General features: G+C 40.4%; 26 protein-coding genes and 1 pseudogene. 18 read left to right on the plus strand and 9 right to left on the minus strand.

Features of this window, described 5'->3' with window-relative positions:
- Positions 1–88: 88 nt before the first annotated feature.
- Both N8M16_RS04780 and N8M16_RS04785 read right to left on the minus strand, forming a co-directional pair.
- Positions 89–718, minus strand: a complete 630-nt coding sequence (locus tag N8M16_RS04780; protein ID WP_261069713.1) for an MBL fold metallo-hydrolase — start codon at positions 716–718, stop codon at positions 89–91.
- A 247-nt stretch (positions 719–965) separates the two neighbouring features.
- Positions 966–2,411, minus strand: coding sequence for an N-acetylmuramoyl-L-alanine amidase (locus N8M16_RS04785; RefSeq protein WP_261069714.1), 1,446 nt, complete (start codon positions 2,409–2,411; stop codon positions 966–968).
- A 325-nt stretch (positions 2,412–2,736) separates the two neighbouring features.
- Here N8M16_RS04785 and N8M16_RS04790 point away from each other — a divergent pair, with 325 nt between their 5' ends.
- On the plus strand, positions 2,737–4,959 hold the full coding sequence (locus N8M16_RS04790) for a RelA/SpoT family protein (RefSeq protein ID WP_261069715.1): 2,223 nt from the start codon (positions 2,737–2,739) through the stop codon (positions 4,957–4,959).
- A 29-nt stretch (positions 4,960–4,988) separates the two neighbouring features.
- A complete protein-coding gene (gene dtd / locus N8M16_RS04795) occupies positions 4,989–5,432 on the plus strand; it encodes a D-aminoacyl-tRNA deacylase (protein WP_023946190.1) in 444 nt (147 codons plus the stop codon).
- A 38-nt stretch (positions 5,433–5,470) separates the two neighbouring features.
- Here the strand turns inward: dtd and N8M16_RS04800 are convergent, their stop codons facing one another.
- From N8M16_RS04800 to N8M16_RS04815, 4 genes are all read right to left on the minus strand, one after another.
- The gene (locus N8M16_RS04800; RefSeq protein ID WP_023946192.1) at positions 5,471–5,884 is read right to left on the minus strand and encodes a hypothetical protein; all 414 of its coding nucleotides are present in this window, start codon (positions 5,882–5,884) and stop codon (positions 5,471–5,473) included.
- Between the two features lie 18 nt (positions 5,885–5,902).
- A complete protein-coding gene (locus N8M16_RS04805; protein WP_261069716.1) occupies positions 5,903–6,316 on the minus strand; it encodes a hypothetical protein in 414 nt (137 codons plus the stop codon).
- 129 nt (positions 6,317–6,445) lie between these two features.
- Complete coding sequence (locus N8M16_RS04810) at positions 6,446–7,153, minus strand: nicotinamide mononucleotide transporter (RefSeq protein WP_191962404.1); 708 nt, start codon at positions 7,151–7,153, stop codon at positions 6,446–6,448.
- Positions 7,154–7,272: 119 nt separating this feature from the next.
- Positions 7,273–7,923, minus strand: a complete 651-nt coding sequence (locus N8M16_RS04815) for a metal-dependent transcriptional regulator (protein WP_261069717.1) — start codon at positions 7,921–7,923, stop codon at positions 7,273–7,275.
- A gap of 111 nt (positions 7,924–8,034) precedes the next feature.
- On the opposite strand from N8M16_RS04815, the gene N8M16_RS04820 reads away from it, so the two are divergent.
- The 3 genes from N8M16_RS04820 (at position 8,035) to N8M16_RS04830 (ending at position 10,476) form a co-directional block, all read left to right on the plus strand.
- Positions 8,035–8,877 carry a metallophosphoesterase family protein gene (locus tag N8M16_RS04820; protein ID WP_261069718.1) on the plus strand — a complete coding sequence of 281 codons (843 nt, stop codon included), beginning with the start codon at positions 8,035–8,037 and terminating at the stop codon, positions 8,875–8,877.
- Positions 8,878–8,952: 75 nt separating this feature from the next.
- Positions 8,953–9,390 carry an Rrf2 family transcriptional regulator gene (locus tag N8M16_RS04825; protein ID WP_001166796.1) on the plus strand — a complete coding sequence of 146 codons (438 nt, stop codon included), beginning with the start codon at positions 8,953–8,955 and terminating at the stop codon, positions 9,388–9,390.
- A 66-nt stretch (positions 9,391–9,456) separates the two neighbouring features.
- Entirely contained in the window at positions 9,457–10,476 is a 1,020-nt protein-coding gene (locus tag N8M16_RS04830; protein ID WP_261069719.1) for a YdcF family protein, read from the plus strand.
- A gap of 88 nt (positions 10,477–10,564) precedes the next feature.
- Here the strand turns inward: N8M16_RS04830 and N8M16_RS04835 are convergent, their stop codons facing one another.
- Positions 10,565–11,638 carry a DUF2974 domain-containing protein gene (locus N8M16_RS04835; RefSeq protein WP_261069720.1) on the minus strand — a complete coding sequence of 358 codons (1,074 nt, stop codon included), beginning with the start codon at positions 11,636–11,638 and terminating at the stop codon, positions 10,565–10,567.
- 155 nt (positions 11,639–11,793) lie between these two features.
- Here N8M16_RS04835 and N8M16_RS04840 point away from each other — a divergent pair, with 155 nt between their 5' ends.
- The 7 genes from N8M16_RS04840 to N8M16_RS04870 all read left to right on the plus strand — a co-directional run bounded on the left by N8M16_RS04840 (position 11,794) and on the right by N8M16_RS04870 (position 17,576).
- Entirely contained in the window at positions 11,794–12,471 is a 678-nt protein-coding gene (locus N8M16_RS04840; protein ID WP_000548991.1) for a response regulator transcription factor, read from the plus strand.
- Positions 12,464–13,438, plus strand: coding sequence for a sensor histidine kinase (locus N8M16_RS04845; protein WP_261069721.1), 975 nt, complete (start codon positions 12,464–12,466; stop codon positions 13,436–13,438). Before N8M16_RS04840 ends, N8M16_RS04845 begins: the two co-directional genes overlap by 8 nt.
- Before the next feature lie 419 nt (positions 13,439–13,857).
- Positions 13,858–14,907, plus strand: a complete 1,050-nt coding sequence (locus N8M16_RS04850) for a DUF389 domain-containing protein (protein ID WP_261069722.1) — start codon at positions 13,858–13,860, stop codon at positions 14,905–14,907.
- Between the two features lie 717 nt (positions 14,908–15,624).
- Entirely contained in the window at positions 15,625–15,927 is a 303-nt protein-coding gene (locus tag N8M16_RS04855; RefSeq protein ID WP_004240734.1) for a TMEM175 family protein, read from the plus strand.
- On the plus strand, positions 15,852–16,193 hold the full coding sequence (locus N8M16_RS04860; RefSeq protein WP_000397556.1) for a hypothetical protein: 342 nt from the start codon (positions 15,852–15,854) through the stop codon (positions 16,191–16,193). Before N8M16_RS04855 ends, N8M16_RS04860 begins: the two co-directional genes overlap by 76 nt.
- Positions 16,194–16,206: 13 nt before the next feature.
- Positions 16,207–16,530 carry a potassium channel family protein gene (locus tag N8M16_RS04865; protein ID WP_001253404.1) on the plus strand — a complete coding sequence of 108 codons (324 nt, stop codon included), beginning with the start codon at positions 16,207–16,209 and terminating at the stop codon, positions 16,528–16,530.
- Complete coding sequence (locus N8M16_RS04870; protein ID WP_261069723.1) at positions 16,527–17,576, plus strand: DUF389 domain-containing protein; 1,050 nt, start codon at positions 16,527–16,529, stop codon at positions 17,574–17,576. Before N8M16_RS04865 ends, N8M16_RS04870 begins: the two co-directional genes overlap by 4 nt.
- A 150-nt stretch (positions 17,577–17,726) precedes the next feature.
- On the opposite strand, the gene thrS is transcribed toward N8M16_RS04870, so the two are convergent.
- Together thrS and N8M16_RS04885 are read right to left on the minus strand one after the other, a co-directional pair.
- The gene (gene thrS / locus N8M16_RS04875) at positions 17,727–19,670 is read right to left on the minus strand and encodes a threonine--tRNA ligase (RefSeq protein WP_033682071.1); all 1,944 of its coding nucleotides are present in this window, start codon (positions 19,668–19,670) and stop codon (positions 17,727–17,729) included.
- 322 nt (positions 19,671–19,992) lie between these two features.
- Positions 19,993–20,366, minus strand: a pseudogene (locus tag N8M16_RS04885) (hypothetical protein).
- 204 nt (positions 20,367–20,570) lie between these two features.
- On the opposite strand from N8M16_RS04885, the gene rpsO reads away from it, so the two are divergent.
- The 6 genes from rpsO to N8M16_RS04915 all read left to right on the plus strand — a co-directional run bounded on the left by rpsO (position 20,571) and on the right by N8M16_RS04915 (position 26,017).
- Positions 20,571–20,840, plus strand: coding sequence for a 30S ribosomal protein S15 (gene rpsO, locus N8M16_RS04890; RefSeq protein ID WP_001018251.1), 270 nt, complete (start codon positions 20,571–20,573; stop codon positions 20,838–20,840).
- Positions 20,841–21,655: 815 nt separating this feature from the next.
- Entirely contained in the window at positions 21,656–22,276 is a 621-nt protein-coding gene (locus N8M16_RS04895; protein WP_000531713.1) for a CadD family cadmium resistance transporter, read from the plus strand.
- A gap of 234 nt (positions 22,277–22,510) precedes the next feature.
- Entirely contained in the window at positions 22,511–23,557 is a 1,047-nt protein-coding gene (locus N8M16_RS04900) for a FecCD family ABC transporter permease (protein ID WP_261069725.1), read from the plus strand.
- Between the two features lies 1 nt (position 23,558).
- Positions 23,559–24,314, plus strand: coding sequence for an ABC transporter ATP-binding protein (locus tag N8M16_RS04905; RefSeq protein ID WP_261069726.1), 756 nt, complete (start codon positions 23,559–23,561; stop codon positions 24,312–24,314).
- A gap of 19 nt (positions 24,315–24,333) precedes the next feature.
- On the plus strand, positions 24,334–25,344 hold the full coding sequence (locus tag N8M16_RS04910; RefSeq protein WP_261069727.1) for an ABC transporter substrate-binding protein: 1,011 nt from the start codon (positions 24,334–24,336) through the stop codon (positions 25,342–25,344).
- A complete protein-coding gene (locus N8M16_RS04915; RefSeq protein WP_049546486.1) occupies positions 25,325–26,017 on the plus strand; it encodes an alpha/beta hydrolase in 693 nt (230 codons plus the stop codon). Before N8M16_RS04910 ends, N8M16_RS04915 begins: the two co-directional genes overlap by 20 nt.
- Positions 26,018–26,048 lie beyond the last annotated feature (31 nt).

Below are 26,048 nucleotides of genomic sequence, written 5' to 3' on the forward strand. Positions count from 1 at the left end.
GTGTGAGAACCTTGATAGGATGCCTTTTATAGTGGAAAGACTTGCTGGATAGTGTACTTAAAATGCGATAGACATTGTCATCATTTTACTAGAAAAATGGATTGAAAGTTTTTTCGTGAGCGATAGTAGTAGCTGGACCATGTCCTGGATAGACATCGTAGTTTGGTAGGGTGAAGAGTTGGGTCTGGATACTATGGAGGAGTTGCTCCATGCTACCAGTCGGAAGGTCCGTTCGTCCGATTGTTTCACGGAACAGGGCATCTCCTGTCAAAACTAGGTGAGCATCAGGAAAGACGATAGAAACACCACCGATAGAGTGACCAGGAGTTGGTAGGACTGTAAAACGAAATTCCTCTAATTGATATTCTTCATGAAAGGCAAAGGTGTGTTCTGCAGGTTTTGCGACCACATCTGCCATATCATCATGACGAGGGAGGCCAGAGAGATTATCGACAGGAGTGTAGAGCCAGCTGGCTTCGCTCTCTGCGATATAGACAGGAGGGTTGCTAAAAGTCTCACGAACCAAGTCCAGACTCATGATATGGTCATAATGGGCGTGGGTCAATAGAATGGCGCAGATTGGTTTGTTGATCTTCTCGATGGTCTGACGAATGGCTTCCCAATGGCTACCAGGATCAACGACGATGAGGTGTTTGTCACCCTCCAGGTAATAGGTGTTTTCATAGGCAACAGGATTCACAGTTTTATGGATTTTCATACTAGCTCCAATCTCAAAGAATGTACTAATACTCTTCGAAAATCTCTTCAAACCGCGTCAACTTTATCTACAACCTCAAAGCGGTGCTTTGAGCAACCTGCGGCTAGTTTGCTCTTTGATTTTCATTGAGTATAAATTAAGTATAGCACAGTTGGGGAGAATAAGCTGGGAAAGGAAATAGGTCTAGAAAGAAGAAGATGGTTTGGATAAAAAATAAGCCTCGAGTTAGTTCGAGGCTTAAACTGTTTTAATTACCAGCATAATATTTTTGGATTCCCTTGACAATCCCTTCAACTAGTTTATCTTGGTAGTCACTGCTGCGGATTTTTTGGTTTTCTTCCGGATTATCCATATATCCCATCTCCAACAAAACAGCTGGTTTAGCTGTTTCACGGAGAACAGCAAAGGTTGCTTGCAAGAGCCCAGCATCCCTAGCTCCAGTTTCAGCTAGCAGTGAAGAATGGATATCGGCTGCGAGACGATTACTTTCACTCATCCGTTCAGGATTGTTGTGCCAATCCTTGTTAATCTTGCTGGGGAAACCAGGTTCATCCTTGTAAGAATAGGTCTGGATACCCAGATTAACGGTTGTATCATTCCCTTTTGCATTGAAATGAAGGCTGATGAAAAAGTCAGCATTGGTCTTGTTGACCATACGAGAACGCTCGGTAATAAAATCAACGTCTATATCACTATCTCGAGAGGTGAGAACGGTATAGCCGAGTCCTTCTAGTCGTTTACGTAGCTTACGATAAACTTGTAGGTTCAATTCTTTTTCAGCTATGCCATAGTAATAAGCCCCGCGATCCTTACCACCGTGTCCTGGATCGAGAAAGATAGTTTTAGAGTAATGTCCTTTTTGAAAACCTTGTGCTAATTCACGAACCCATTTTCCATTCCCTTGGAAGAGCTGATTTTTACCATCCACAGCATAGGTTCCTGTAACATACACACCATCGTCCTTAAGATAGTACCAAGCTTGATAGTCTGGGTCATAAATCCATTCCTTGTGGGCCATGTAGCCACCAGATTTGAGGTAGTAGGAACCAATCCATTGTTTTTGGGCATAACGTCCGCCAGATTTGAGGTAAAACCAACTAGAGTAGCTTTGGTCGTAGACCCATTCCTTATCTGCCATAGCACCGCTGGATTTGAGGTAGTAATCGCCTTTCCAGACATTGGCCAACATTCTACCGTAGCCATCAAAAGCATACCACTTGCCATTGATTTGGCTCCATTGGTTGGATAAATATTTACCTGAACCATTGATATAGTACCAATTATTTCCCATTTGGTACCAGCTGTTTTCAAGCAAGTAGCCATGACTATCAAAGAAATAACCATCATAGAGGGTATCTGCAAATTTGACCCCAGTTTGACTATAAAAAGTCCACTTGTTCCCCTCTTTTACCCAGCCAGTTTGTATAGGTTGATTGGGTTTGGTTTCTGTGGAAAGAGAAGGTTTGCTTTCTTGCTCACTTGAACTAGCTGTACTTGACGAAGTTTCAGTACTAGTTTGAGAACTGCTAGTAGAAGTATTTGTAGAACTGCTAGTGGAAGTATTTATTGAGCTACTAGTTGAACTAGCCATAGGGGCAGTAGTGGAATGACTCGTATAGTCAGCTAAAACGACTTGGCTTGATAAGCCAAGAATAGCCAAAGCTAAAAGTGTCAGTCTTTTGTGTGATTTCATGTTGTTTGCCTTTCTAGAAAAATGAAAATTCAGTAATTATCGTAAAAAAACTGTTTATATTACCATTATACACTAAAAAGGTTAAAAAATTACCAAAATATCAAACCTTATTTATTGAAAAAAGAAGAATGTATTTTCATTTCACTGACTTTTAGTGTGGCCTATATCCAAAAAGATAGATGAAAATCAGATAATTTTATTGTTTTAGTGTAAATCTTTTTTTATCCTCCTTCCCAACAACTTGAATAAGCTTTAGAATCCTCTTTTTCTAGTTTTCATATTCTTAAAAAAGTGATAAAATGGTAGGAAGAATTGGAGAGTAGAGATGCCAAAAGAAGTGAATTTAACAGGCGAAGAAGTTGTCGCTTTAACACAGAAATATTTATCGGAAGAAGATGTGGCTTTTGTCCATAAGGCCTTGGTTTACGCCGTTGAATGCCATAGTGGTCAATATCGCAAATCAGGTGAGCCTTATATCATTCACCCCATCCAAGTGGCAGGTATTTTAGCTAAGCTCAAGTTGGATGCTGTAACAGTAGCTTGTGGTTTCTTGCATGATGTGGTAGAAGATACAGAAGCGACCTTGGACGATTTGGAAAGGGAGTTTGGTCCTGATGTGCGGGTAATCGTAGATGGGGTTACCAAGCTTGGTAAAGTTAAATACAAGTCTCACGAAGAGCAGTTGGCAGAAAATCATCGCAAGATGCTCATGGCCATGTCTGAGGACATCCGTGTTATCTTGGTCAAACTGTCTGACCGCTTGCACAATATGCGGACGCTTAAACACCTTCGAAAAGACAAGCAGGAGCGCATTTCCAAAGAAACTATGGAAATCTATGCACCTCTTGCTCACCGTCTGGGGATTTCTAGCGTCAAATGGGAACTGGAAGACCTATCTTTCCGTTATCTCAACCCAACGGAGTTTTACAAGATTACCCATATGATGAAGGAAAAACGCAGAGAGCGTGAAGCCTTGGTGGATGAGGTGGTCACAAAATTAGAGGAATATACGACAGATCGTCATCTAAATGGGAAGATTTACGGTCGTCCCAAGCATATTTACTCGATTTTTCGCAAAATGCAGGATAAGAGAAAGCGTTTTGAGGAAATCTATGACCTGATTGCTATTCGCTGTATTTTAGATACCCAAAGTGATGTTTATGCCATGCTTGGTTATGTGCATGAACTTTGGAAACCAATGCCAGGTCGTTTCAAAGACTATATCGCTAACCGCAAGGCTAATGGTTATCAGTCTATCCATACGACTGTCTATGGGCCAAAAGGGCCGATTGAATTCCAGATTCGGACCAAGGAAATGCACGAGGTGGCTGAGTACGGGGTTGCAGCTCACTGGGCTTATAAGAAGGGCATCAAGGGGCAGGTTAACAGCAAGGAATCAGCTATTGGGATGAACTGGATCAAGGAGATGATGGAACTCCAAGACCAGGCTGATGATGCCAAGGAATTTGTCGATTCAGTTAAGGAAAACTATCTGGCTGAGGAGATTTACGTCTTTACTCCAGATGGTGCTGTCCGTTCTCTTCCCAAAGATTCAGGACCGATTGACTTTGCCTACGAAATCCATACAAAAGTCGGGGAAAAAGCAACTGGTGCCAAGGTCAATGGCCGTATGGTTCCACTGACAACCAAGCTCAAGACAGGGGATCAGGTCGAAATTGTCACCAATCCGAACTCATTTGGGCCGAGCCGAGACTGGCTCAATATGGTTAAGACCAGCAAGGCCCGTAACAAGATTCGCCAGTTCTTTAAAAACCAAGATAAGGAATTGTCTGTCAACAAGGGTCGTGAAATGTTGATGGCTCAGTTCCAAGAAAATGGCTATGTGGCCAATAAATTCATGGACAAGCGTCACATGGATCAAGTTCTGCAAAAGACTAGCTACAAGACAGAAGAATCCCTCTTTGCGGCTATTGGTTTTGGAGAAATCGGTGCGATTACTGTCTTTAACCGTCTGACTGAAAAGGAACGTCGTGAAGAAGAACGTGCCAAGGCCAAGGCTGAGGCAGAAGAACTTGTCAAGGGTGGCGAGGTTAAGGTTGAGAACAAAGAAACCCTCAAGGTTAAGCATGAGGGTGGAGTGGTCATTGAAGGTGCCTCAGGTCTCCTAGTGCGGATTGCCAAGTGTTGTAATCCTGTTCCTGGTGACGATATTGTTGGCTATATCACCAAGGGGCGTGGTGTGGCTATTCACCGTGTGGACTGTATGAACCTGCGTGCCCAAGAAAACTACGAGCAACGTCTCCTTGATGTGGAATGGGAAGACCAGTACTCTAGCTCAAATAAGGAGTATATGGCTCATATCGATATCTACGGCCTCAACCGTACAGGACTGTTGAACGATGTACTGCAAGTTCTTTCAAACACAACCAAGAATATTTCAACGGTCAACGCTCAACCAACCAAGGATATGAAGTTTGCTAATATCCATGTATCCTTCGGCATTGCCAACCTCTCGACGCTGACTTCGGTCGTGGATAAGATTAAGAGTGTGCCAGAAGTTTACTCTGTCAAACGGACTAACGGTTAATTGCCCTAGCTCTTACTAGAAAGGCTATTATGAAAATCATTATCCAAAGGGTTACAAAAGCCCAAGTGAGTATCGAAGGTCAGGTTCAGGGAAAAATCAATCAGGGACTCTTATTGCTGGTTGGTGTTGGACCAGAGGACCAAGAGGAAGATTTGGACTATGCTGTGAGAAAGCTTGTCAACATGCGGATTTTTTCAGACGCAGAAGGCAAGATGAACCTGTCTGTCAAAGATATTGAAGGAGAAATCCTCTCTATTTCTCAGTTTACCCTCTTTGCGGATACCAAGAAAGGCAATCGTCCAGCCTTCACAGGCGCAGCCAAGCCTGATATGGCATCAGATTTCTATGATGCTTTCAATCAAAAATTAGCGCAAGAAGTTCCCGTTCAGACAGGCATTTTTGGAGCGGATATGCAGGTTGAGCTGATCAATGACGGACCAGTCACCATTATCCTAGATACTAAAAATAGATAAGAAAGACCAAGCCTAGTCGGCTTGGTCTTTCTTATCTATCACAAAATACTCCAAAATGCAATCTGTTCCTGATAGGCCTTGGGGAAATCTTGTTTCAGGCTTTGGCAGATGCGATAGGAAGGGATGAAATGTCCTAGGATGAGGAGAGTTCCCTGGAGGAAAAGTGGGATACCCCTTAAAAACAGCAAGGAGAGAATCATCAGGATATCCCATAGGAGGATTTGTAAGGCAAAGCGCCAGAATCTTGGTCTAATCTGGGAATAGAGTTGACCAAAGTGGTCACAAAGTTGGTTTGAAAGATAGGTCAATAGCACAGGATGAAAGAAAATGAGCCAACCGCTATAAATCAAAATCCAATCCCAAGTAAGTCCCTCTTTAAATGTCAAGAATGCCAGCATGATTCCATCAATGACAAGGAGCTCAATGGTTTTGATGTAGATGATTTTTTTCATGCTAAAACCTCCTTTTCCTTAGAGACACTCCCATAAAGAGATGTGTTTATCGTAAAAATCTGGATAGTGTTCTCTTAGGTAGTCAGCCGTCATATAATAAAAAGTAGAATGACAAGCAGTGATGATTGGCATAAGAGAGTAAAAACGCTGAGAACTAATGAAGGCTAAGAGGACAAAAAATAGAAAATCAATGGAGAGAACCCCTAAATAGTAGAAGCGAATCTTTTTATTGATTTGAGGATAAATCTCAGCGAATTGATGTTTGAGTCGGACAACCAAGCGAAATAACAGGAGTCCTTGAGTAAGGAGGAAAATAAAACCAGAGAGCAAGAGCCACTCCAAAGATGTCTCGGGTCTTTTGTTAAAAAATGCGAAAAGTAGCAAATCGATGACTGCAATTGCTGTAAAATGGATTCTAAAGAGTTTTTTCATAAGATGACCTCCCTCTTTTATCTAACTTCATTCTACTCCAAAAGAATGGGAGTTACAAGTAAAATGATAAAAATAGCAGAAGGGAGATTCTCTTAAGTCGACTTGTTTTTTTATTTAAGTTTTCTTCTATTATCTTACTTCTTCATCATTCCATACAAATAAAGCTCCGATTGCATTGAGGATATAAAAGATGTATTTTCCGATATTGGCGAAGTTTCCTTGAATACCAGCTTTTGTCAGCTGAACGAAATTGTAAATCAACCAAAAGCCCCACTGAGTTGTTAGTTTCAATGCGTTAAAAGCATTTGCAATGAGGGACAGTGCAAAGGCAATAGTTGTTACGTAGGCAAGGAGATTCATCTTTCCTCCATAGCCGATATAGTTTGTCACAAAGGCAAAGAGGAAGGCGATGATGGAAATGATGATGGCCGCCAATTTTAACTGTTTTTGGCTCATTTGGTTGGGTCTACCTTCTTGCGAAGCTTCCCATTTCTTAATAGCAAAGGTATAAATGAGGAAGGTGACAGGATAGGTAATGATGGCCGCCTTATTTCCCAGGATATAATCAATGGTGCCGGACAAAATGGTATTAACAATACCAAAGTAATTTCCCCATTTGCTTAATTTTCCCGTGAAACGAGTGGACAACATGGAAATTCCAACATTGGTTACGGAAATGAATCCAAAGGGAACAAGAGCTGTCCATGGTCCCCAGTCTACGAATTTATCGAGACGGGAGTTAAGATAGCCAGATGCGATCGCAATTCCAACGACCAAAGCAACTCCGAAGAGGTCAAACCATTTAGATGTAGCAAAAATTTTTAGTGATTTTTTCATAGTTTAAACTATCTTTCTTTTTTTTTACAAATATTCTACAATTAAATAAAAGCAAAATCAAATGATAGAAATAAAACCCTGAAAATTAAACTTTCAGGGTTAGTGGGGGACTTGAGAAATTAGTTGATTTTCTCGACATAGAGTTGTTTGGCAATGTCCATATTCACTTGTAAATCTTCATTTTTAGTGAGGATAGTGAAGGTATTGCTGAAGCCATCAAACTGCTTGACTTGGAGAGGATCACCGATGCGAAGTGAGTGCTTATCCAGATAATGGAGAATGTCAAAACTATCGTGCACCCGAGTCAGGCGGTAGGCGCCAGCTTCCTTGATATCAGCTAGTGGCAGGTTATTGATTTCAACTAAGAGTTCTCCCTTGACAGGAATAGTTCCTCCATGAGGACAGGTCTTGGGAAATCCTAGCAATTTATCCAGTCTTTCCACGAACAGGTCAGAGACAGTATGTTCCAAGACCTCAGCTTCCTCGTGAATCTGGTCACTTGTATAGTCTAAATGATGGACTAGAAAAACTTCAATCAAGCGATGCTTACGATAGAGCTCAGAGACCAATTTGAGGCCGAGGTCAGTCAGTAGATAGCCACATTCCTTGTCCTTAAGGATGAGGTTTTCGCTCTTCATCCGTTTAATCATTTCAGTTACGGCAGGGGGAGAGACTTGCATGCGAGCCGCAATTTCCTTGTTGGTGATTTTATGCAAATCTATGCCAATTTCATAAATACATTTTAGATAGTCTTCTTTATTCGGGGTCATTCGCTTCCTCTTGTCTAATATCTATATCTAGTATATCAAAAAAAGCTAGATTTCTCTAGCTGTGACTTTTTATGTTATACTTATTGCAAGAGAAAAAACGAGGAGATGGATATGACGAAAATAGCTCTTCTTTCAGATATTCATGGTAATACCACTGCTTTAGAGGCAGTTTTAGCAGATGCGCGGCAGCTAGGAGTGGATGAATACTGGCTTTTGGGAGACATTCTCATGCCAGGGACAGGGCGTAGAAGGATTTTGGATTTGTTGGCTCAACTACCGATTACGGCTAGAGTTTTGGGAAACTGGGAAGACAGTCTTTGGCATGGTGTCCGCAAGGAATTGGATAGTACTCGTCCCAGTCAACGCTATCTCTTGCGACAGTGCCAGTATGTTTTAGAGGAAATTTCCCTAGAAGAAATCGAAATGCTCCACAATCAACCTCTCCAGCTTCATCGTCAGTTTGGGGATTTGACGGTGGGAATTAGCCACCATCTTCCTGATAAGAACTGGGGGCGAGAGTTGATTCATACTGGATCACAAGAGGACTTTGACCGCTTGGTGACCAATCCCCCTTGTGATATTGCTGTTTATGGTCATATTCACCAGCAGTTGCTTCGTTACGGGACTGGTGGGCAATTGATTGTCAATCCAGGTTCGATTGGTCAACCTTTCTTTCTAGATGCCCAGTTGCGGAAGGACTTGCGGGCCCAGTATATGATTTTGGAGTTTGATGACAAGGGCTTGGTAGATATGGACTTCCGACGGGTGGACTACGATGTGGCAGCTGAATTGCAGTTGGCTAAAGACCTCAAACTTCCCTATTTTGAGGTTTATTATGAAAGTCTAGTCAATGGTATCCACCATACTCATCATCAGGAATTTCTGAGAGAATTGGCCCAGAAAGAGGGCTATGATAGGGAATTAGATGCTTGGTTGAAAAGTGGTAATAATTGACATTACAACCAAAAAGGGTATAATAAAAGAAAGAGAAGAGTAGAGGTAGGCTAGCCTCGTAAAAAGGAGAAGAGTATGCAAATTCCAAGTAGATTTACCATTGCGACTCATATGCTGATAATCATTGCCCTCAAGGGGAAGGAAAGCAAGGTGACCAGTGATTTTCTGGCTGCTAGTGTCGGGGTCAATCCTGTCATTATCAGAAAGACCTTGTCCCAGTTGAAGAAGGCTGAACTGATTTCAGTAGCGCGCGGAACAGGGGGAACAGAGATTGTTAAGGATCTCAAAGACATTAGTCTTTTAGATGTTTATCAAGCGGTTGAGTGTCTTGGTAAGACTGGTCAACTCTTTAGTTTCCATGACAATCCAAATCCAAATTGCCCAGTTGGAGCTCATATTCATGATGTTTTGGATCAAAAATTGGAGAGAATTCAGCTGGCTATGGAGGCTGAACTTGGTCAGACCAGTCTAGAGCAAGTCGTGGCAGATGCAGAGAGTCAAATGAAGGAATAAGAGAGAGATGCCCTCTTTTTCTCTTTAGCTAATTATGATAAAATGTAGTCATTAAAGGAGGAAGAAATGTATCTCGTTATAGGAATTGTATTAGCCTTTATACTGTCATTTTGGATAGATAATAGAAGTTTGTGGAATCCAGTATTATTTTTATTATCCCTCATTTCCAGTTATTTTTATCTAGGCTACCTTTTTTATCAAAATGGGTATGAGAAGATTCATTTCGCTTTTTTTATATTTCCCTTTATTTTACTTCCGATACTGCTTTTTCTAAGTGGCATCTTTTTAATCTATAATGGCCTTATCTTGCTGAAGCGAGAGGGACGTTCAAAGGCTAATTATCTCTCAATGCTCCTTGGAATAGTCATTTTGTTATTTTTTGCCTTGATGTCATTTCGATTGGGTGATAGAAATGAATTATTTTACACCAATCACTTTCTAAACATTTTATTTGCATTTATTGCTTATTCTTACTTTATTTTTGGTTTTGCTTTTGTGGGTTTTATGTTGTACTCTATCTTGTATCTCTTTATTCCTAAGAAGAAGCATTATGATTTTATCATCATTCATGGTGCAGGTTTGTTAGACGGAGAAAAGGTAACACCTTTGCTAAAGAGGAGAATTGATAAGGCAGTAGAAGCTTACCACAATTCTAAGAATCCTCATATCAAAATCATTGCTAGTGGTGGTCAAGGAGGAGATGAGAAGATTTCTGAAGCGCAGGCTATTACAAACTATCTGCTTGAAGAGACCGATGTTCCCCAAGATGGGATTATCCTGGAGGACCAATCAAGGACTACCTACGAGAACCTTCTCTTTTCTAAGGAACTTGGTGAGAAGCTGGTAGCCAAACCTCAATTCCTCTTTGTAACAAATGATTATCATGTCTTTAGAACAAGTACCTATGCTCGTAAGTTAAAAATGAAGGGAGATGGCCTTGGATGTAGGACGGCAGGCTACTATATACCATCTGCTTTTATTCGGGAGTACATAGCTCTCTGTGTCAAAATGAAATGGCTTTTCCTTGCCTTTTATGTCCTGCTATTAGCCCTCATTTTGATAGCCTACAAAGGGATTATTTGGTAGTCAGATTCTATTTAAAAAGACTTAGAATGCACATGAGAGTATGTATTCTAGGTCTTTTGTTTTATATATATTTGATTTTTGAAAGGTATTATCTATTCTTCCAGGCTTGGTAACGGGTATCAATCAATAATTGGGTAAGGCGTCCCATGGTTTCCCTTTCTGCTGGAGTGAGGGATTGAGCTTGGACAAAGAGATGATGAATGTGTTCAATAGCCTTGAAGGAAGATAGGTCATTAATGGAGCTAATCCCAGCATCTAGAATGGTGCCAAAGAAGAGGTCGAAGTAGAGCTGGAGTTCTTCGTCAGGGACTGTGGCCACCCATTCTTTGAAGGTTGTGTCTACTTGTTGACTATCGTTATTGGTCTTATCCAGTTGGACGAAGTGCTTATCCTCAATCTGCCAACTAAAGGTATCGTGCTGGGCGATGCCACCCAAGGCAGTGCTATGAACGATGATTTGGTGGGCAGGAATTTCCAACATCATACCGATGATGGAACCTTGTGGAATGAAGACCTTGGTTTTATCCATTATCCTTTGATAGCCCTCAGTTTGTGTCAGTTCTTTGTGGAGACCAGGCGCATCAAAGGTATAAACTGCTGTGATTTGATTTTGCAAGCTTTTCTCAATTTGACTAGCAGCATAGATAGCTAGATTTCCTCCCTTGGAATGCCCAGCCAGAATGACCTTTTGCTTAGGATAGTGGGCAAAAAAGTTCTTTAAATAGCGGAGGGCATGCTTTTGAGCAGGAATTTCCTTCATATAAGTCAGGTGGAAATCTTCCTTCCAGCCAATGATACTGTCATCTGTCCCACGAAAGACAATCAGATAGGTATCGAGAGTGAGGTGGTAGGTCATAGCCGCAAATTGCTTTTGCAGCTCAGGGTCGATGTCGTTGATAAAATGGGAGAGTTTGCAATTTTTGAAGCGCTTGTGTTGAGCTAGTTCATCTAATAGCTGGAGGCGATTTTTACTGGTCAACATGTTAGATTCTCTTGGAACCTGAGGTGCCAGGTCTAAAAGTCGCTGAGGAGCTGTGGAGACCAGATTATCAAAGGAGAGGTAGGTGGTTTCTGTTAAGGCTAAAACATCTAATTCATTCAAAGGTAGGTCGTAAAAGGAATCGTGTGCGACATCTTTCAGATAGTCAAAAATATTGGCCATAAGAGCTCCTTTCTTTTTATTTATCTTATCAAATTTCCCTTAAATTAGCTAGTAGGATTGCCTCATTTTGTTGCCTAAAAACAAGCTGCTTCAAATTCAGTTTCAGATCTTCTAGCATTGAAAAATCTGTTATAATAATAGAAAAGGAGGAGCGCATGCACAAGATTTTATTAGTAGAAGATGATCAGGTTATTCGTCAACAGGTCGGGAAAATGCTCTCTGAATGGGGATTTGAAGTGGTGCTGGTAGAAGACTTTATGGAAGTTTTGAGTCTTTTTGTCCAGTCGGAGCCTCATCTGGTCCTCATGGATATTGGACTGCCTTTGTTTAATGGCTATCACTGGTGTCAGGAAATCCGCAAGATTTCCAAGGTGCCTATCATGTTTCTGTCTTCGAGAGATCAGGCTATGGATATTGTCATGGCAATCAATATGGGGGCGGATGACTTTGTGACCAAGCCTTTTGACCAGCAGGTTCTTTTAGCCAAGGTTCAGGGCTTGTTGCGCCGTTCCTATGAGTTTGGGCGTGACGAGAGTTTACTGGAATACGCTGGTGTTATCCTCAATACCAAATCAATGGATTTACATTATCAAGGGCAAGTCTTGAATTTGACCAAGAATGAGTTTCAGATTTTACGCGTTTTATTTGAGCATGCAGGCAATATTGTAGCACGTGATGACCTCATGCGAGAACTTTGGAATAGTGACTTTTTCATTGATGATAATACCCTCTCAGTTAATGTGGCTCGTTTGCGTAAAAAATTGGAAGAGCAGGGCTTGGTAGGATTTATCGAGACCAAGAAAGGAATAGGGTACGGACTGAAGCATGCTTGATTGGAAACAATTTTTTCTAGCCTATCTGCGCTCCCGTAGTCGTCTGTTTGTCTATCTGCTTTCTTTGACGTTTCTGGTTTTACTTTTTCAGTTTTTATTTGCAAGTTTAGGAACTTACTTTCTCTACTTTTTCCTCTTGTGTTGCTTTGTAACCATCTTATTTTTCACTTGGGACATATTGGTGGAAATGCAGGTCTATCGCCAGGAAATTCTCTATGGGGAGAGGGAAGCCAAATCTCCTTTGGAAATAGCTTTAGCAGAAAAATTAGAAGCGCGTGAGATGGAACTCTATCAGCAGAAATCAGATTCAGAAAGAAAACTGACGGATTTGCTGGATTACTATACCTTGTGGGTCCATCAGATTAAGACCCCCATTGCAGCCAGTCAACTCTTAGTTGCAGAAGTAGCCGACCGCCAACTGAAGCAGCAATTAGAACAGGAAATTTTCAAGATTGACTCCTATACCAATCTAGTTTTACAATACCTGCGTTTAGAAAGTTTTCATGATGATTTGGTCTTAAAGCAGGTTCAAATTGAGGATTTGGTCAAGGAAATAATTCGTAAATATGCTCTTTTCTTTATTCAAAAAGGCCTAAATGTCAATCTACATGACCTTGATAAAGAAATCGTGACGGATAAAAAGTGGCTGCTAGTGGTTATTGAGCAAATCATCTCAAACAGTCTCAAGTACACCAAGGAAGGTGGTCTGGAGATTTATATGGAGGGGCAAGAGCTTTGTATCAAGGATACGGGAATCGGGATAAAAAACAGTGATGTCCTCCGAGTCTTTGAACGTGGCTTCTCAGGATATAATGGACGCCTAACTCAGCAGTCATCTGGACTTGGCCTCTATCTATCTAAGAAAATTTCTGAAGAACTGGGGCACCAGATTCGTATCGAGTCTGAGGTTGGAAAAGGAACGACAGTAAGAATTAAGTTTTCCGATATAAATCTGATAATTGAGTGAGCATGATAGATAAGAGCCCAGGATAAGACAACTGGGCTTTTTTATCTTTAACTGTGTATCCTAGTAAATTATTTGCTTGGGCGTTTTCGGTTGAAAAAATCAAAATGGAGCAATGGGTTGTCAAACAAACTCATCACGCTTATTTATTAAACTGCATCTTCTTTTATAAGAGATGCAGTCTTTTGTTCTTTGGATAAGGAAACAAAAATTTCTTGCTTCCTCTATCTGTTCAATTGATAGATTTCTTCAGAGAAAGGTTGTAAAATTTTTGATATAATATCAAGGATGGACTGATGGATATTTAAAGGATTATTTTCAAAAGAATGACAGGTGAGAATTAAAATATGTAAAATTGAAAAGAAGTCTCTCTGCCACCATCTAAGCAGAAACAAGAGTATATGAAATAAAAGGAGTAACCAATGACTGGAAATTATTCAACACGTGAATATCGTGAGAAATTATATGATGATCTTCATGTTCGATTAAGAGATACAGTGATTTTGATGTGTGCGATTTTTATTGCCTCTATCGGCCTAAATATGAATTCAACGGCTGTCATTATTGGAGCCATGCTGATTTCCCCTCTTATGACACCGATTGTTGGACTGGGGTTTGGTTTAGCTATTTTTGATACGCGTTTAATCAAGCAATCTCTAGAGGTTTTATTTACTCAAGTATTGGTCAGCTTGCTTGTCTCAGCTCTGTATTTCTGGATTTCTCCTTTATCTTATGAAAGTAGCGAATTGATTGCACGAACCTCTCCAACCATTTGGGATGTTCTCATTGCTATTGCTGGTGGGATAGCAGGTTTCATTGGTTCAAGGAAAAAAGAAGCAAACAATATCGTGCCAGGAGTAGCCATTGCAACAGCTCTGATGCCACCTATCTGCACTGCAGGATATGGTTTAGCTAATGGAAATGTACGATTTTTATTTGGGGCTCTTTATCTTTTCTTGATCAACTGTGTCTTTATCATGCTAATCAACATTGTTGGAACAAGAATTTTTATGAGAAAATCTCCCTTAAGTTCATTTAAAGAGCTAAACATTAAAATGAAAATTGGGTTGATATCCTTGATTGTATTATTGGTCCTTCCAGCCAGCTATTCAGCAGTCACTCTGACGATGGATCAAGCGCGAAAAGAAGGAATCAAACAGTTTGTAGGAAAAGAGTTCGCCAATCATACGGTCATTAATCAAGTCTACAAGTCAAGTAGCAATGAATTGGTCTTGACAGTTGTTGGAGATCCGATTTCAGAAGAAGAATTAGAAACGCTCCACCAAAAACAAGCCTCTTACGGTATTCAATCTGTTCAATTGAAAGTGAATCAAGTTCAGAACTCGCCAACATTAGATAGTGAAGCGACCAAGGAATTTTATGAAAACATTGACAAGTATATTGATCAAAAACTCTCTGAAAAAGATTCACAAAACGATCTCGTAAAAGAAAATGAAGCAGACAAGGATTGAGGACAATGAACTGAATCGGTTTTTACGCCGTGTTTTTCTTGTATCTTCCTCTTTCTTACTTATAGCAGGTTGTTTTTGCTTGAATAAGAAATAAATTAGAAGTTCTATCATCTAAGAAAAATGATGAAAAAAATCATTTAACTAATGGTGTGAACGTTTAGTGTTTATCAGCTCCATTCTCTGTAATTTTGGGGGTAAAATCCACACCATTTAGATAAAATTAGTTGAATTTGATTGGAAAAACGCTTTTATAAAAGCGGAGAAAAGTCTTGATATTACGCTGTTTTTAGTCCAACTGAAATTCATACTTTCCAAACCAGGCTTGAAAAAAGCTCGTAAAGCATCACAATTTAGTAAACGTTAAAACTTATTTAAACTTATTGAAAGCATTTCGTATCAAAAATACGGGATGCTTTTTCTGTTCACCCCAAATTTTTGTAACTAGGTGATACTTGAAATTAATACAAATTTGGTTGTTTTTGATAAATCTAAGCAACACTAAATGATGAAGTGAAAGGGGATGAATCTTTGATAGTATTCATTTATTGTGAAATATGATATACTTATTAATTAGATGGATGAATACTTCTAGAGTTAAATATAGCATAATAGGGACAGACTTTTTGGTTTATTTTTGTTTGTAGTCGGATTATGAAAGAATATCCAATATTATGCGATAAGATAGAATGTTACAAAAAAGAAAGGGGATGCAATCCGATGAAGAAAGACAGATTAATTGTATTGACAGATGCTGTTCTAGCAATTATTATGACCATCTTGATTTTAGAGTTAGAAAAACCAACAACACCAAGTCTTGAAGCTTTTTGGGATTTACGGCAAAATTTCTTTGCTTGTTTTCTTTCCTTTTTCTGGTTGGGATCGTTATGGATGGCACTAAACACATTATGGGAAAAGGTTGAGAAAATTTCCTCAGAAATTATTTGGTGGAATTTGTTTCTACTCTTGGAGCGGCAGGAGTTCTCTTTGGAGAATTTCATGCCATCCAAGATACCAGTCTGAATGATGTGGTGGACCGGATCTATATAAATGTCAAGGATTTACCGTTTCAGTCCTTGGGAGCTTTAGCTAATATCCTGTCTGATGTTAAGAAGGGACTGATTCAAGACAGTCATATCTGGTCTTTCTTCCAGTCATTTTTCAAACAATATCAGTTGATAATCAGCTTAAATCAGATCTATCAGTTTGTCTATCTTTCTCTGATGGAGATCATGTCCTATCTTCACTTTGATTATTGGAAAAAACGGCTCGGTCAGGAGCTAGTATGAATAAGGAGAACAAATGAGACGTTTAAAAATGTTATGGCATATTATACAGGTTACGGGTTTTACTCGGTTTGCTCTGAGTTTTGTGACCTTTGTTTTTGGGTCAGGAGGCGTGCTTTTCCTAGTTGAACCTGCTATCACAAATTACGGAGACGGTCTTTGGTATGCTTTTGTGACTTCGACGACTGTCGGCTACGGGGATCTCCTAGCTGTGACCTTGATTGGAAGGATTACCAGTGTCTTCTTGACGATTTATGGGCTCATATTTTTTGGCTGTTTATCAGCTGTTATTATTAATTATTATACCGATTTAAATAAGGAAAGAGGAGAGGACAAATGACTGCCAATTATTCAACACGGGAATACCGTGAGAAATTATACGATGACCTTCATGTTCGATTGAGAGATACAGCGATTTTGATGTGTGCAATTTTTATTGCCTCTATCGGTCTAAATATGAATTCAACAGCTGTTATTATTGGAGCCATGTTAATTTCACCTCTCATGACACCGATTGTTGGACTGGGATTCGGTTTAGCTATTTTTGATACGCGTTTAATCAAGCAATCTCTAGAGGTTTTATTGACTCAAGTGTTGGTCAGTTTGCTTGTCTCGACTCTGTATTTCTGGATTTCTCCCTTGTCTTATGCAAGTAGCGAGTTGATCGCACGAACCTCTCCAACCATTTGGGATGTTCTCATTGCTATTGCTGGTGGGATTGCTGGTGTGATCGGTTCAAGGAAAAAAGAAGCAAACAATATCGTGCCAGGAGTAGCCATTGCTACAGCTTTGATGCCGCCTATCTGTACTGCTGGCTATGGTTTAGCTAATGGGAATGTACGATTTTTATTGGGGGCTCTCTATCTTTTCTTGATCAACTGTGTCTTTATCATGATAACTAACATTGTTGGAACAAGAATTATGATGAGAAAATCTCCCTTAAGTTCATTTAAAGAGCTAAATATTAAAATGAGAATTGGGTTGATATCCTTGATTGTATTATTGATTCTTCCAGCTAGCTATTCAGCAATCACTCTGACGATAGATCAAGCGAGAAAAGAAGGAATCAAACAGTTTGTAGGAAAAGAGTTCGCCAATTATACGGTTATTAATCAAGTCTACAAGTCAAGTAACAATGAATTGGTCTTGACGGTTGTTGGAGATCCGATTTCAGAAGAAGAATTAGAAACACTCCACCAAAAACAAGCCTCTTACGGTATTCAATCTGTTCAATTGAAAGTGAATCAAGTTCAGAACTCGCCAACATTAGATAGTGAAGCGACCAAGGAATTTTATGAAAACATTGACAAGTATATTGATCAAAAACTCTCTGAAAAAGATTCACAAAACGATCTCGTAAAAGAAAATGAAGCAGACAAGGAATGAGGATATTGACCTTGTCTAACTCATGAAAGCAAATCTTGTGTGGTGGTTTGGTTAATCACTACTAGCTCGGGTTAAATAAAATATAAAAAGCAACAGCTGAAATAGTTGTTGCTTTTTAGGTAGCTGGGATTTTATTCCAGGTTTTGTCTCTTATTTCTCAACTCGTGATTTGTTGGCGATATCAGCTAGGATAGCTTGAACAAAGTCATCAACTGAGACAGTTTGTGTTTCTTTTTGGCCGTAGCGGCGAACATTGACTGTTCCGTCTTCCATTTCCTTGTCCCCAACAATCAACTGGTAAGGAATCTTGCTGGTTTGTGACGCACGGATCTTGAACTGCATTTTTTCATTGCGCTCATCCACATCAGCACGGACCCCACGGTCACGGAGTTTCTTAGCTACTTCCCAAGCGTAGTCCACGTGTTTTTCGTTAGATACTGGGATGAGGGTTACTTGGTGTGGTGCAAGCCATGTTGGGAAGGCACCCTTGTAGTTCTCAATCAAGATCGCTGTGAAGCGTTCCATAGTTGAGATAACCCCACGGTGAATCATCACTGGACGGTGCTCTTCACCATCAGCTCCGATGTATTTGAGGTCGAAGCGTTCTGGAAGCAAGAAGTCAAGTTGGATAGTAGAAAGTGTTTCTTCTTTACCAAGGGCAGTCTTAACCTGGATATCCAATTTTGGTCCGTAGAAGGCTGCTTCACCTTCGGCTTCAAAGTAGTCAACGCCCATTTCATCAAGAGCTGCACGAAGCATGGTTTGGGCATTTTCCCACATCTCATCGTTGTCAAAGTACTTGTGAGTATCTTGAGGGTCGCGAAGAGAGAGACGGAAGCGGTATTCATTCAAGTTGAAATCTTCATAAACATCGATAATCAACTGAAGGGCACGTTGGAATTCTTCTTGGATTTGCTCTGGAGTAACGAAGAGGTGACCGTCGTTGAGTGACATTTCACGTACGCGTTGAAGACCAGTCAAGGAACCAGATTTTTCATAACGGTGCATCATACCGATTTCGGCAATACGGATTGGCAACTCACGGTATGAGTGAACATGGTGTTTGAAGACTTGGATGTGGTGCGGGCAGTTCATTGGACGAAGGACGAATTCTTCCCCGTCACCCATGTCCATAGTTGGGAACATGTCTTCTTGGTAATGATCCCAGTGACCGGAAGTCTTGTAAAGCTCAACAGAAGCAAGTGGTGGAGTGTAAACGTGTTGATAGCCAGAAGCCAACTCTTTGTCAACGATGTAGCGTTCCAACTCACGACGAATAGTCGCACCATTTGGCAACCAGAATGGAAGCCCTTGACCAACCTCTTGAGAAATCATGAAGAGATCAAGCTCTTTACCAAGTTTGCGGTGATCACGTTCCTTAGCTTCTTCACGCATTTGAAGGTAGTTTTTCAAGTCTTTCTTGTCAAACCAAGCTGTACCATAGATACGTTGCATCATAGCGTTGTCGCTATTTCCACGCCAGTAAGCACCTGCTACATGGAGAAGGTGGAAGATTTGGATACGGCCTGTTGATGGGACGTGAGGGCCACGGCAAAGGTCTACATATTCACCCTGACGATAGATGGTCAAACCGCCTTCGTCTTCTGAGTGTTCTTCAATCAATTCCAACTTGTAAGGGTCATTTTTGAAGATTTCACGGGCTTCATCTTTAGTCACTTCTTCACGAATAGATGGGAAGTTTTCTTTGACAATTTTTTGCATTTCTTCTTCGATACGAGGAAGGTCTTCGTTAGAGATTTGACCAGCAGTATTGTCAGTATCATAGTAGAAGCCATCTTCGATAGCTGGACCAACACCCAAGTGAATGTCTGGGAAAAGACGACGAGCTGCTTGGGCGAACAAGTGAGCAGCAGAGTGACGCAAGATTGGAAGGGCATCTTCGTGATCAGGTGTCACAATTTCGATGCTTCCATCTTCAGTGATAGCACGAGTAGTGTCGATGAGTTTGCCGTTGAATTTACCAGCCAAGGCCTTTTTAGCTAGGGAATTGCTGATAGATTGGGCAATTTCAAAAGTTGTAACGCCAGATTCGAATTCACGAACAGCGCCATCTGGGAAAGTAATGTTAATCATGATGTTCTCCTTACTTATATTATTGACGAATGTGTTAACCCTATTCTGAAAACAGGGATAGAGAATTGTGAAAGCTAGAAAAACAAAAAGCGACATCCTCAAAAGGACGTCGCAACGTGGTTCCACCTTCATTTATGTACCTCAAAAGAGAGGGACACCTCTGATTGGCTCTAACGTGGCCACCGTTTTATGTTTGCATAAAAGTCAGTAGAGTAGTATCAGTATAGTCTTTCTATGCGTTCTCAGCAACCACGCACTCTCTAGTAGAAAGGGACTAAGTGACTTGTCTCTATGGATTATTATAGCATGATTGTGAGATTTTTCAAGGATTTTGTGAAAGTTTTTTGTTTTTCATTTTTGTAGAATATGCTTGATGCCAATACCGGAAGCCATGCCCACCAGAGCCAAGGTTTCATAGATTAGCAAGTAAATTAGTATAAACTCACCAAAGGTTATGATAGTAAAGCAAAAGAGCAGTCCGTTACCAATTAACCACCAAAGTGAAAAACGGAAACGGTAGCTATAAAGTAGCGATACAATCAAGATTACCAGAGGTGTAAAGAAGAGAATATTATTTACGTAGAGACTCTTGAGAAAAAGGGGGTCAGAAATGATTAGTGGTAACAACTCATAAAGTGGCCAGTAAAAGAAAAAGATGACCAAATAATAGGGGAGATGGGAATAGAATCTAGGCATGATAATCACCTCGTTTTAAAAAACAGACAACTTGGATTTCTTACTATGATTATTATAGCATATTTAAAACAAGAAAGTAAATCTGTTGACAAAGAAGTTAGTTATTGGTAGAATAGGGATTGTCGTAAAGACAAATAACTTCTTCTTGGTTACAGGCATGCCAACCTGTCACTCGGATGAAGCCAAATAAAAAGGAGAAACATCATGGCAATCTCAAAAGAGAAAAAAAATGAAATCATCGCACAATATGCACGTCACGAAGGTGATACAGGTTCAGTAGAGGTTCAAGTTGCTGTCCTTACTTGGGAAATCAACCACCTTAACGAACACATCAAACAACACAAAAAAGACCACGCTACTTACCGTGGATTGATGAAGAAAATCGGTCGCCGTCGTAACTTGCTTGCATACTTGCGTAAAAACGACGTTAACCGTTACCGTGAGTTAATCAACTCTCTAGGACTTCGTCGCTAATTCAAGATACAAAGGCCGTCAAAAGCACAAAGCAAAAATAGGAAAATTGACGAAGAAACTTCAGTTTCTAGGAGATTTTATCTTTTTTGCCAAGTGCTTAGGCCGTGTTCAATTGAGCATATCTTGATAATGAAGCTACTCTAAATTGGGTAGCTTTTTTACTTTTGTCACCTTACTTTGGTATGCTCAAGTATAATCTTCGGTTACAGTTCCTAGCACTGTAAGGTAAAATAAACCAGAATGATCTCCCTTCGGGGAGATTTTTTTGTTTCACTAAAAATTTTGTACAATCTTCGGCTTACCGCCTAGTCTATAAACGGTTTATCCAGCAAGAATTATGATGCTAAGGGCGTCAAAAATCCGTATGAAAATAGGGAAAGGACACCGTGTTCGATGAACACAAGGAGTTTCATCTTTTTCACTAGGATTTTAGCCCGGGCTCAAATCAGCTCTCTGATTTTCAGAGGGCTTTTTTATTGAGGTTTTATCGGTCACAATTTTGGAGACTACAAAAACCTCAAATGGTATCAGCTAATTACACCATAAGGGTGCGTAGCTACTCGGCTTGAAAAGCCGAGTAGCTGTCTGCAAGCCCCCTCGGAGAGCCCACACTTTACGAAGTAAAGTATAGTATGTTATACTTTACATGGAAGTAGTCACCGAATTCCAGTTAGAAATTACTTTGTAACTACGTTTTGAGGAGGAGTAAAATGCTTTCCTATGTTCGACATTACCCACTAGCGATAGCTAAATTAATGTGTCTGTGCTCTCCTAAAATCTGCTGATTTATTACTGACCAATACAGGAGGTTTTTTATGGGACAGACAATCATATCCGCTATTGGTGTTTATATTTCCACCAGTATCGATTATTTAATTATTTTATTTATTTTATTTGCACAGCTATCACAGAATAAACAAAAATGGCATATTTATGCGGGGCAATATCTAGGCACAGGCTTACTTGTAGGGGCGAGTTTAGTTGCTGCTTATGTCGTTAATTTCGTGCCTGAAGAATGGATGGTCGGATTGCTTGGTTTAATCCCTATCTATTTAGGGATTCGCTTTGCAATTGTTGGAGAAGGTGAGGAAGAAGAGGAAGAAGAGGAAGAAATTATTGAAAGATTAGAACAAAGCAAGGCAAATCAACTGTTTTGGACAGTTACATTGCTGACAATTGCGTCTGGCGGAGATAATTTAGGTATCTATATACCTTATTTTGCTTCGCTAGATTGGTCACAGACCCTCGTGGCCTTGCTTGTGTTTGTAATCGGCATAATTATCTTATGCGAGATTAGTCGGGTGTTATCCTCTATTCCGTTAATATTCGAGACAATTGAAAAATACGAGCGAATCATTGTGCCCTTAGTATTCATTCTACTTGGACTATACATCATGTATGAAAATGGCACGATAGAGACTTTTCTGACCGTGTAGATTTTTTTGTTTCACTAGGATTTTAGCCCGAGCTCAAATTAGCTCTCTGACTTCAGAGGGCTTTTTATATTGTCGCCTTACCTCGATATACTCAAGTATGATCTTCGGTTACGGTTCCTAGCACAATAAAACCAACTATATTCATTCTTTCTCATCTTGTTCCATTGTTGAAAATATGGTATACTTTTCATGAGAATTTTCTAAATTTTTAAGATTCTATCAAAGGAGGTTTGCATGCTTTCCAAATTTTCTGGAAGCCGACAAGACCAGCAATTTGTGTTACTTTTAGTTATTTTGCTAGGTATTTTAGGGATTTCTCTCTTTCTAGCAGTTTCAATGGGATCTGTTGCGATTGATCTAGGAGATACCTATCGGATTATTTTGAGCAGGTTAGGATTTCCTCTTGAGATAGGAGAGGTTTCCAAGTCCACTCTTGCCATTGTATGGAACATGAGATTCCCTCGAGTATTGTTAGGTCTGATAGTAGGAGCAGGCCTTTCTATGTGTGGTAGCGTGATGCAGTCCGCAGTGAACAATCCTATCGCTGAGCCCTATGTCTTAGGCATCTCTGCTGGTGCAACTCTAGGGGCAACCCTAAGCATCATTCTTGGTTTGAAAATGATGATTAGCCTTGGCGCTTTTCTTGGAGCGATTTTAGCAACAATTGCTGTCCTCATCATTGCTTCTATGCAGGGAAGGATGACGACTTCTAGTCTGATTTTATCAGGAACGGTGGTCAACGCTCTCTTTCTGGCATTTTCCAACTTTATTATCTCAGTTGGCGCTAATGCGGATAGTGTGATGACCATTAAGTTTTGGACCATGGGCTCGCTCGCTGGGACTTCCTGGGCAGACTTGGTCCTGCCAACTATAGTAGTAGGAATAGCCTTTCTATTTTTCTCTACTCAGTATCGTGTTTTTAATGCGATGATGATGGGAGATGAGGCTGCTTTAACTTTGGGGATTCCCTTACGCTTTTATTGGTATCTTTATGTGACCATGGTGGCTGTGCTAACAGCAGTCTTAGTGGCAACCTGTGGGATTATTGGATTTGTCGGTCTGATTACTCCTCACTTAGCTCGAGGGTTAGTAGGAACGAATTACAGGAGACTTTTTCCTGTTGCGACTTTACTAGGTGCCCTCTTTGTTATCTGGGCAGATGTACTCTCTCGTGTCACTATTCCAAATGCTGAGTTGCCTATTGGTATTTTCACGGCCTTGGTAGGTGCTCCCTTCTTTATTTACATTGTTGGAGGTAGGCGAAGGGAGGTGAGGGCCTGATATGGACTTGATTTGTCAAGATGTCCACTTTGGACTAGGAGAGAAAAAAATCCTCAAAGGAGTCTCTCTTAAGGTTGAAGGGCATCAATTTCACACGATACTAGGACCAAATGGAAGTGGAAAAACCAGTCTACTTAAACTCCTCTATCGTCAGGAAAAGGTGGACAAAGGCTTGATAAGCCTAGATGGAAAGCCTCTGGAACAATGGATGCTCAAAGAAACAGCCAAGCAAATGGCAGTTGTAACCCAGTTTAATCAATTGCAGTTTGATTGTACAGTTGAGGAAATCGTCTTGCTGGGCAGAACTCCCCACCTCTCTTTTCTACAGAAGGAAAAGGAAAGGGATTATGCCCTCGTTCAAGATGCTCTTGTCAAGGTAGATATGCTTGAGAAGAAAACTCGTCTCTATTCGTCTCTGTCAGGAGGGGAGAAACAGCGAGTCTTACTAGCCCGCGCCTTGGCGCAAGAACCGACTCTCTTACTCCTAGACGAACCAACCAATCACTTGGATATCAAGTATCAGCTAGACTTGTTGGCCATTGTGAAAAATCTCAAGGTCAATGTTCTAGCTGTCCTACATGATATTCAACTTGCTTGTCGCTATTCGGATTATCTCTATCTAATGAAAGAGGGAGAAATTCTTTACCAAGGGACTCCAAAGGAGACCATCACCCCTGAGTCATTGCAAACTGTATATGGAGTTCAAAGTCAGGTTACTTGGACTGAGGATCAGCAAGCCATGATTCACTATTTATAAGAATGAAAAGGAAAATAAGATGAAAAAAACACTAAGTATTTTACTCGTAACAGTAGCTACCCTAACCATGGCAGCTTGTGGCAACACTACTACAGAAAAAGCTACCACACAATCAAGCGCAGAAACAAGTCAAAAGGCCAGCGCAGAGACAACTTATCCGCTAACGGTCAAAACCTATGATGCTAAAGGAAATGAAGTCGAACAAGTCTTTGACAAGGCACCTGAAAAAGTTATCACCAACAATCTTTCAACCACTGAAATCTTATTGGAGTTGGGGTTGAAGGATAAAATTGTTGGTATGCTTAACCCAGATAATGCTGTGACGGACAAATACAAGGATGCTATTGCAACGATTCCTCAAATTGGGGATAAAAAAACAGTCTCACAAGAGACAGTCCTTTCTTATGAGCCAGACGCTGTGATGGGTCGAAACATGATGTTTTCTGAAAAATCCTTGGGGACAGTTAGCACTTGGAATGAAAATAAAATCCCAGTTTATACACAAAAAGCCTCTCTCTCAACGATTCAGCAAGATTTGGGGAATATTGTAGAAGATGTCAAAAATCTTGGGATAATTTTTAATGTTCAGGACAAGGCTAATGAATACGCAGCCCAATTACAAGCTAAAATCGAGGCTGTTAAGAAAGGAAACCCAGCAAGTCAAGGTGAAAAGAAAAAGGCTTTGATTATGGTTGCTTATAATGATGAAACCTTCGGTGCCTACAAGTCTGCTTTGCAAGAAAGTTTGCTGAACCAACTTGGTTATACAAACGTTGCAACGGGAACATCAGGCTTGACCTTGGAAAATCTCGTGTCAATGGATCCTGAATTGATTATCTATGTAACCAGCGACCGCAATAAAAAATTGGATGAAAAAGCAGTAGAGTTGATGAAGGCAAATGCTGTTTTGGAAAGCGTTCCTGCAATTAAGAATCAAAAAATCATGAACATCTCTTACGATGAATTGATGGACTATGGTCCAGCAGTGGTTGATTCCCTTGAGAAAATCAATGACTTTATCAATAAATAATGAGTTTGATTGGGAAGGAATTCAAGTCAAAATCAGCCTTCCTTCTAACTACGACCCCAATCAAACCTATCCGGCAATTTTATTGAATGATGGAAACTTGGACTTCCTATCGTCCCTTTCCGAATCTGTGATTTTAGTGGGCTTGACCTCTAAAAATCGCTTAGACGATTACACTCCCTGGAAGGCATCTGCTCTGAGAGATGGGGCTCCAGATTTTGGAGGTCAGGCCAAGGTCTATCATGATCATTTGTTCGAAGGTCTTTTAGACAAGTTGCAGTCGCTTTATCGCCTGGACGAAACTCGCCTTGCTTATGGAGGCTACTCACTAGGTGGTTTGGCGGCAGTCTACAGTCTTTTCAGCTTTGACAAGGTTTCCTGTGTCTTTTCGATCTGCGGTTCCTTTTGGTATCCTGATTTTGTGACTTACTGCAAGGAAGAAAATGTGAAAAATTTGGACTGTTTGCTGTATTTACAGAACGGTCAAACAGAAGGAATCAATCATAGCAATCGCTTGGCTCAAGCACCAGTCTATGCTGAGCAGATCCATACCAGTCTTCAGAAACGCTATCCGAACGGTCAATTTGTCTTTGATCCTTATGGGCACCATGAACAAGTAGCTGAACGATTTCTAGCTTTTTCTAGCTGGTTGGCTCAAAAATGGAAAATCGAATAAAAGATTTATCCCTTGGCTTTTGCCAAGGGAT

This window comes from Streptococcus mitis, from assembly GCF_946188375.1.
Taxonomy (GTDB): Bacteria; Bacillota; Bacilli; order Lactobacillales; family Streptococcaceae; genus Streptococcus; species Streptococcus mitis_CX.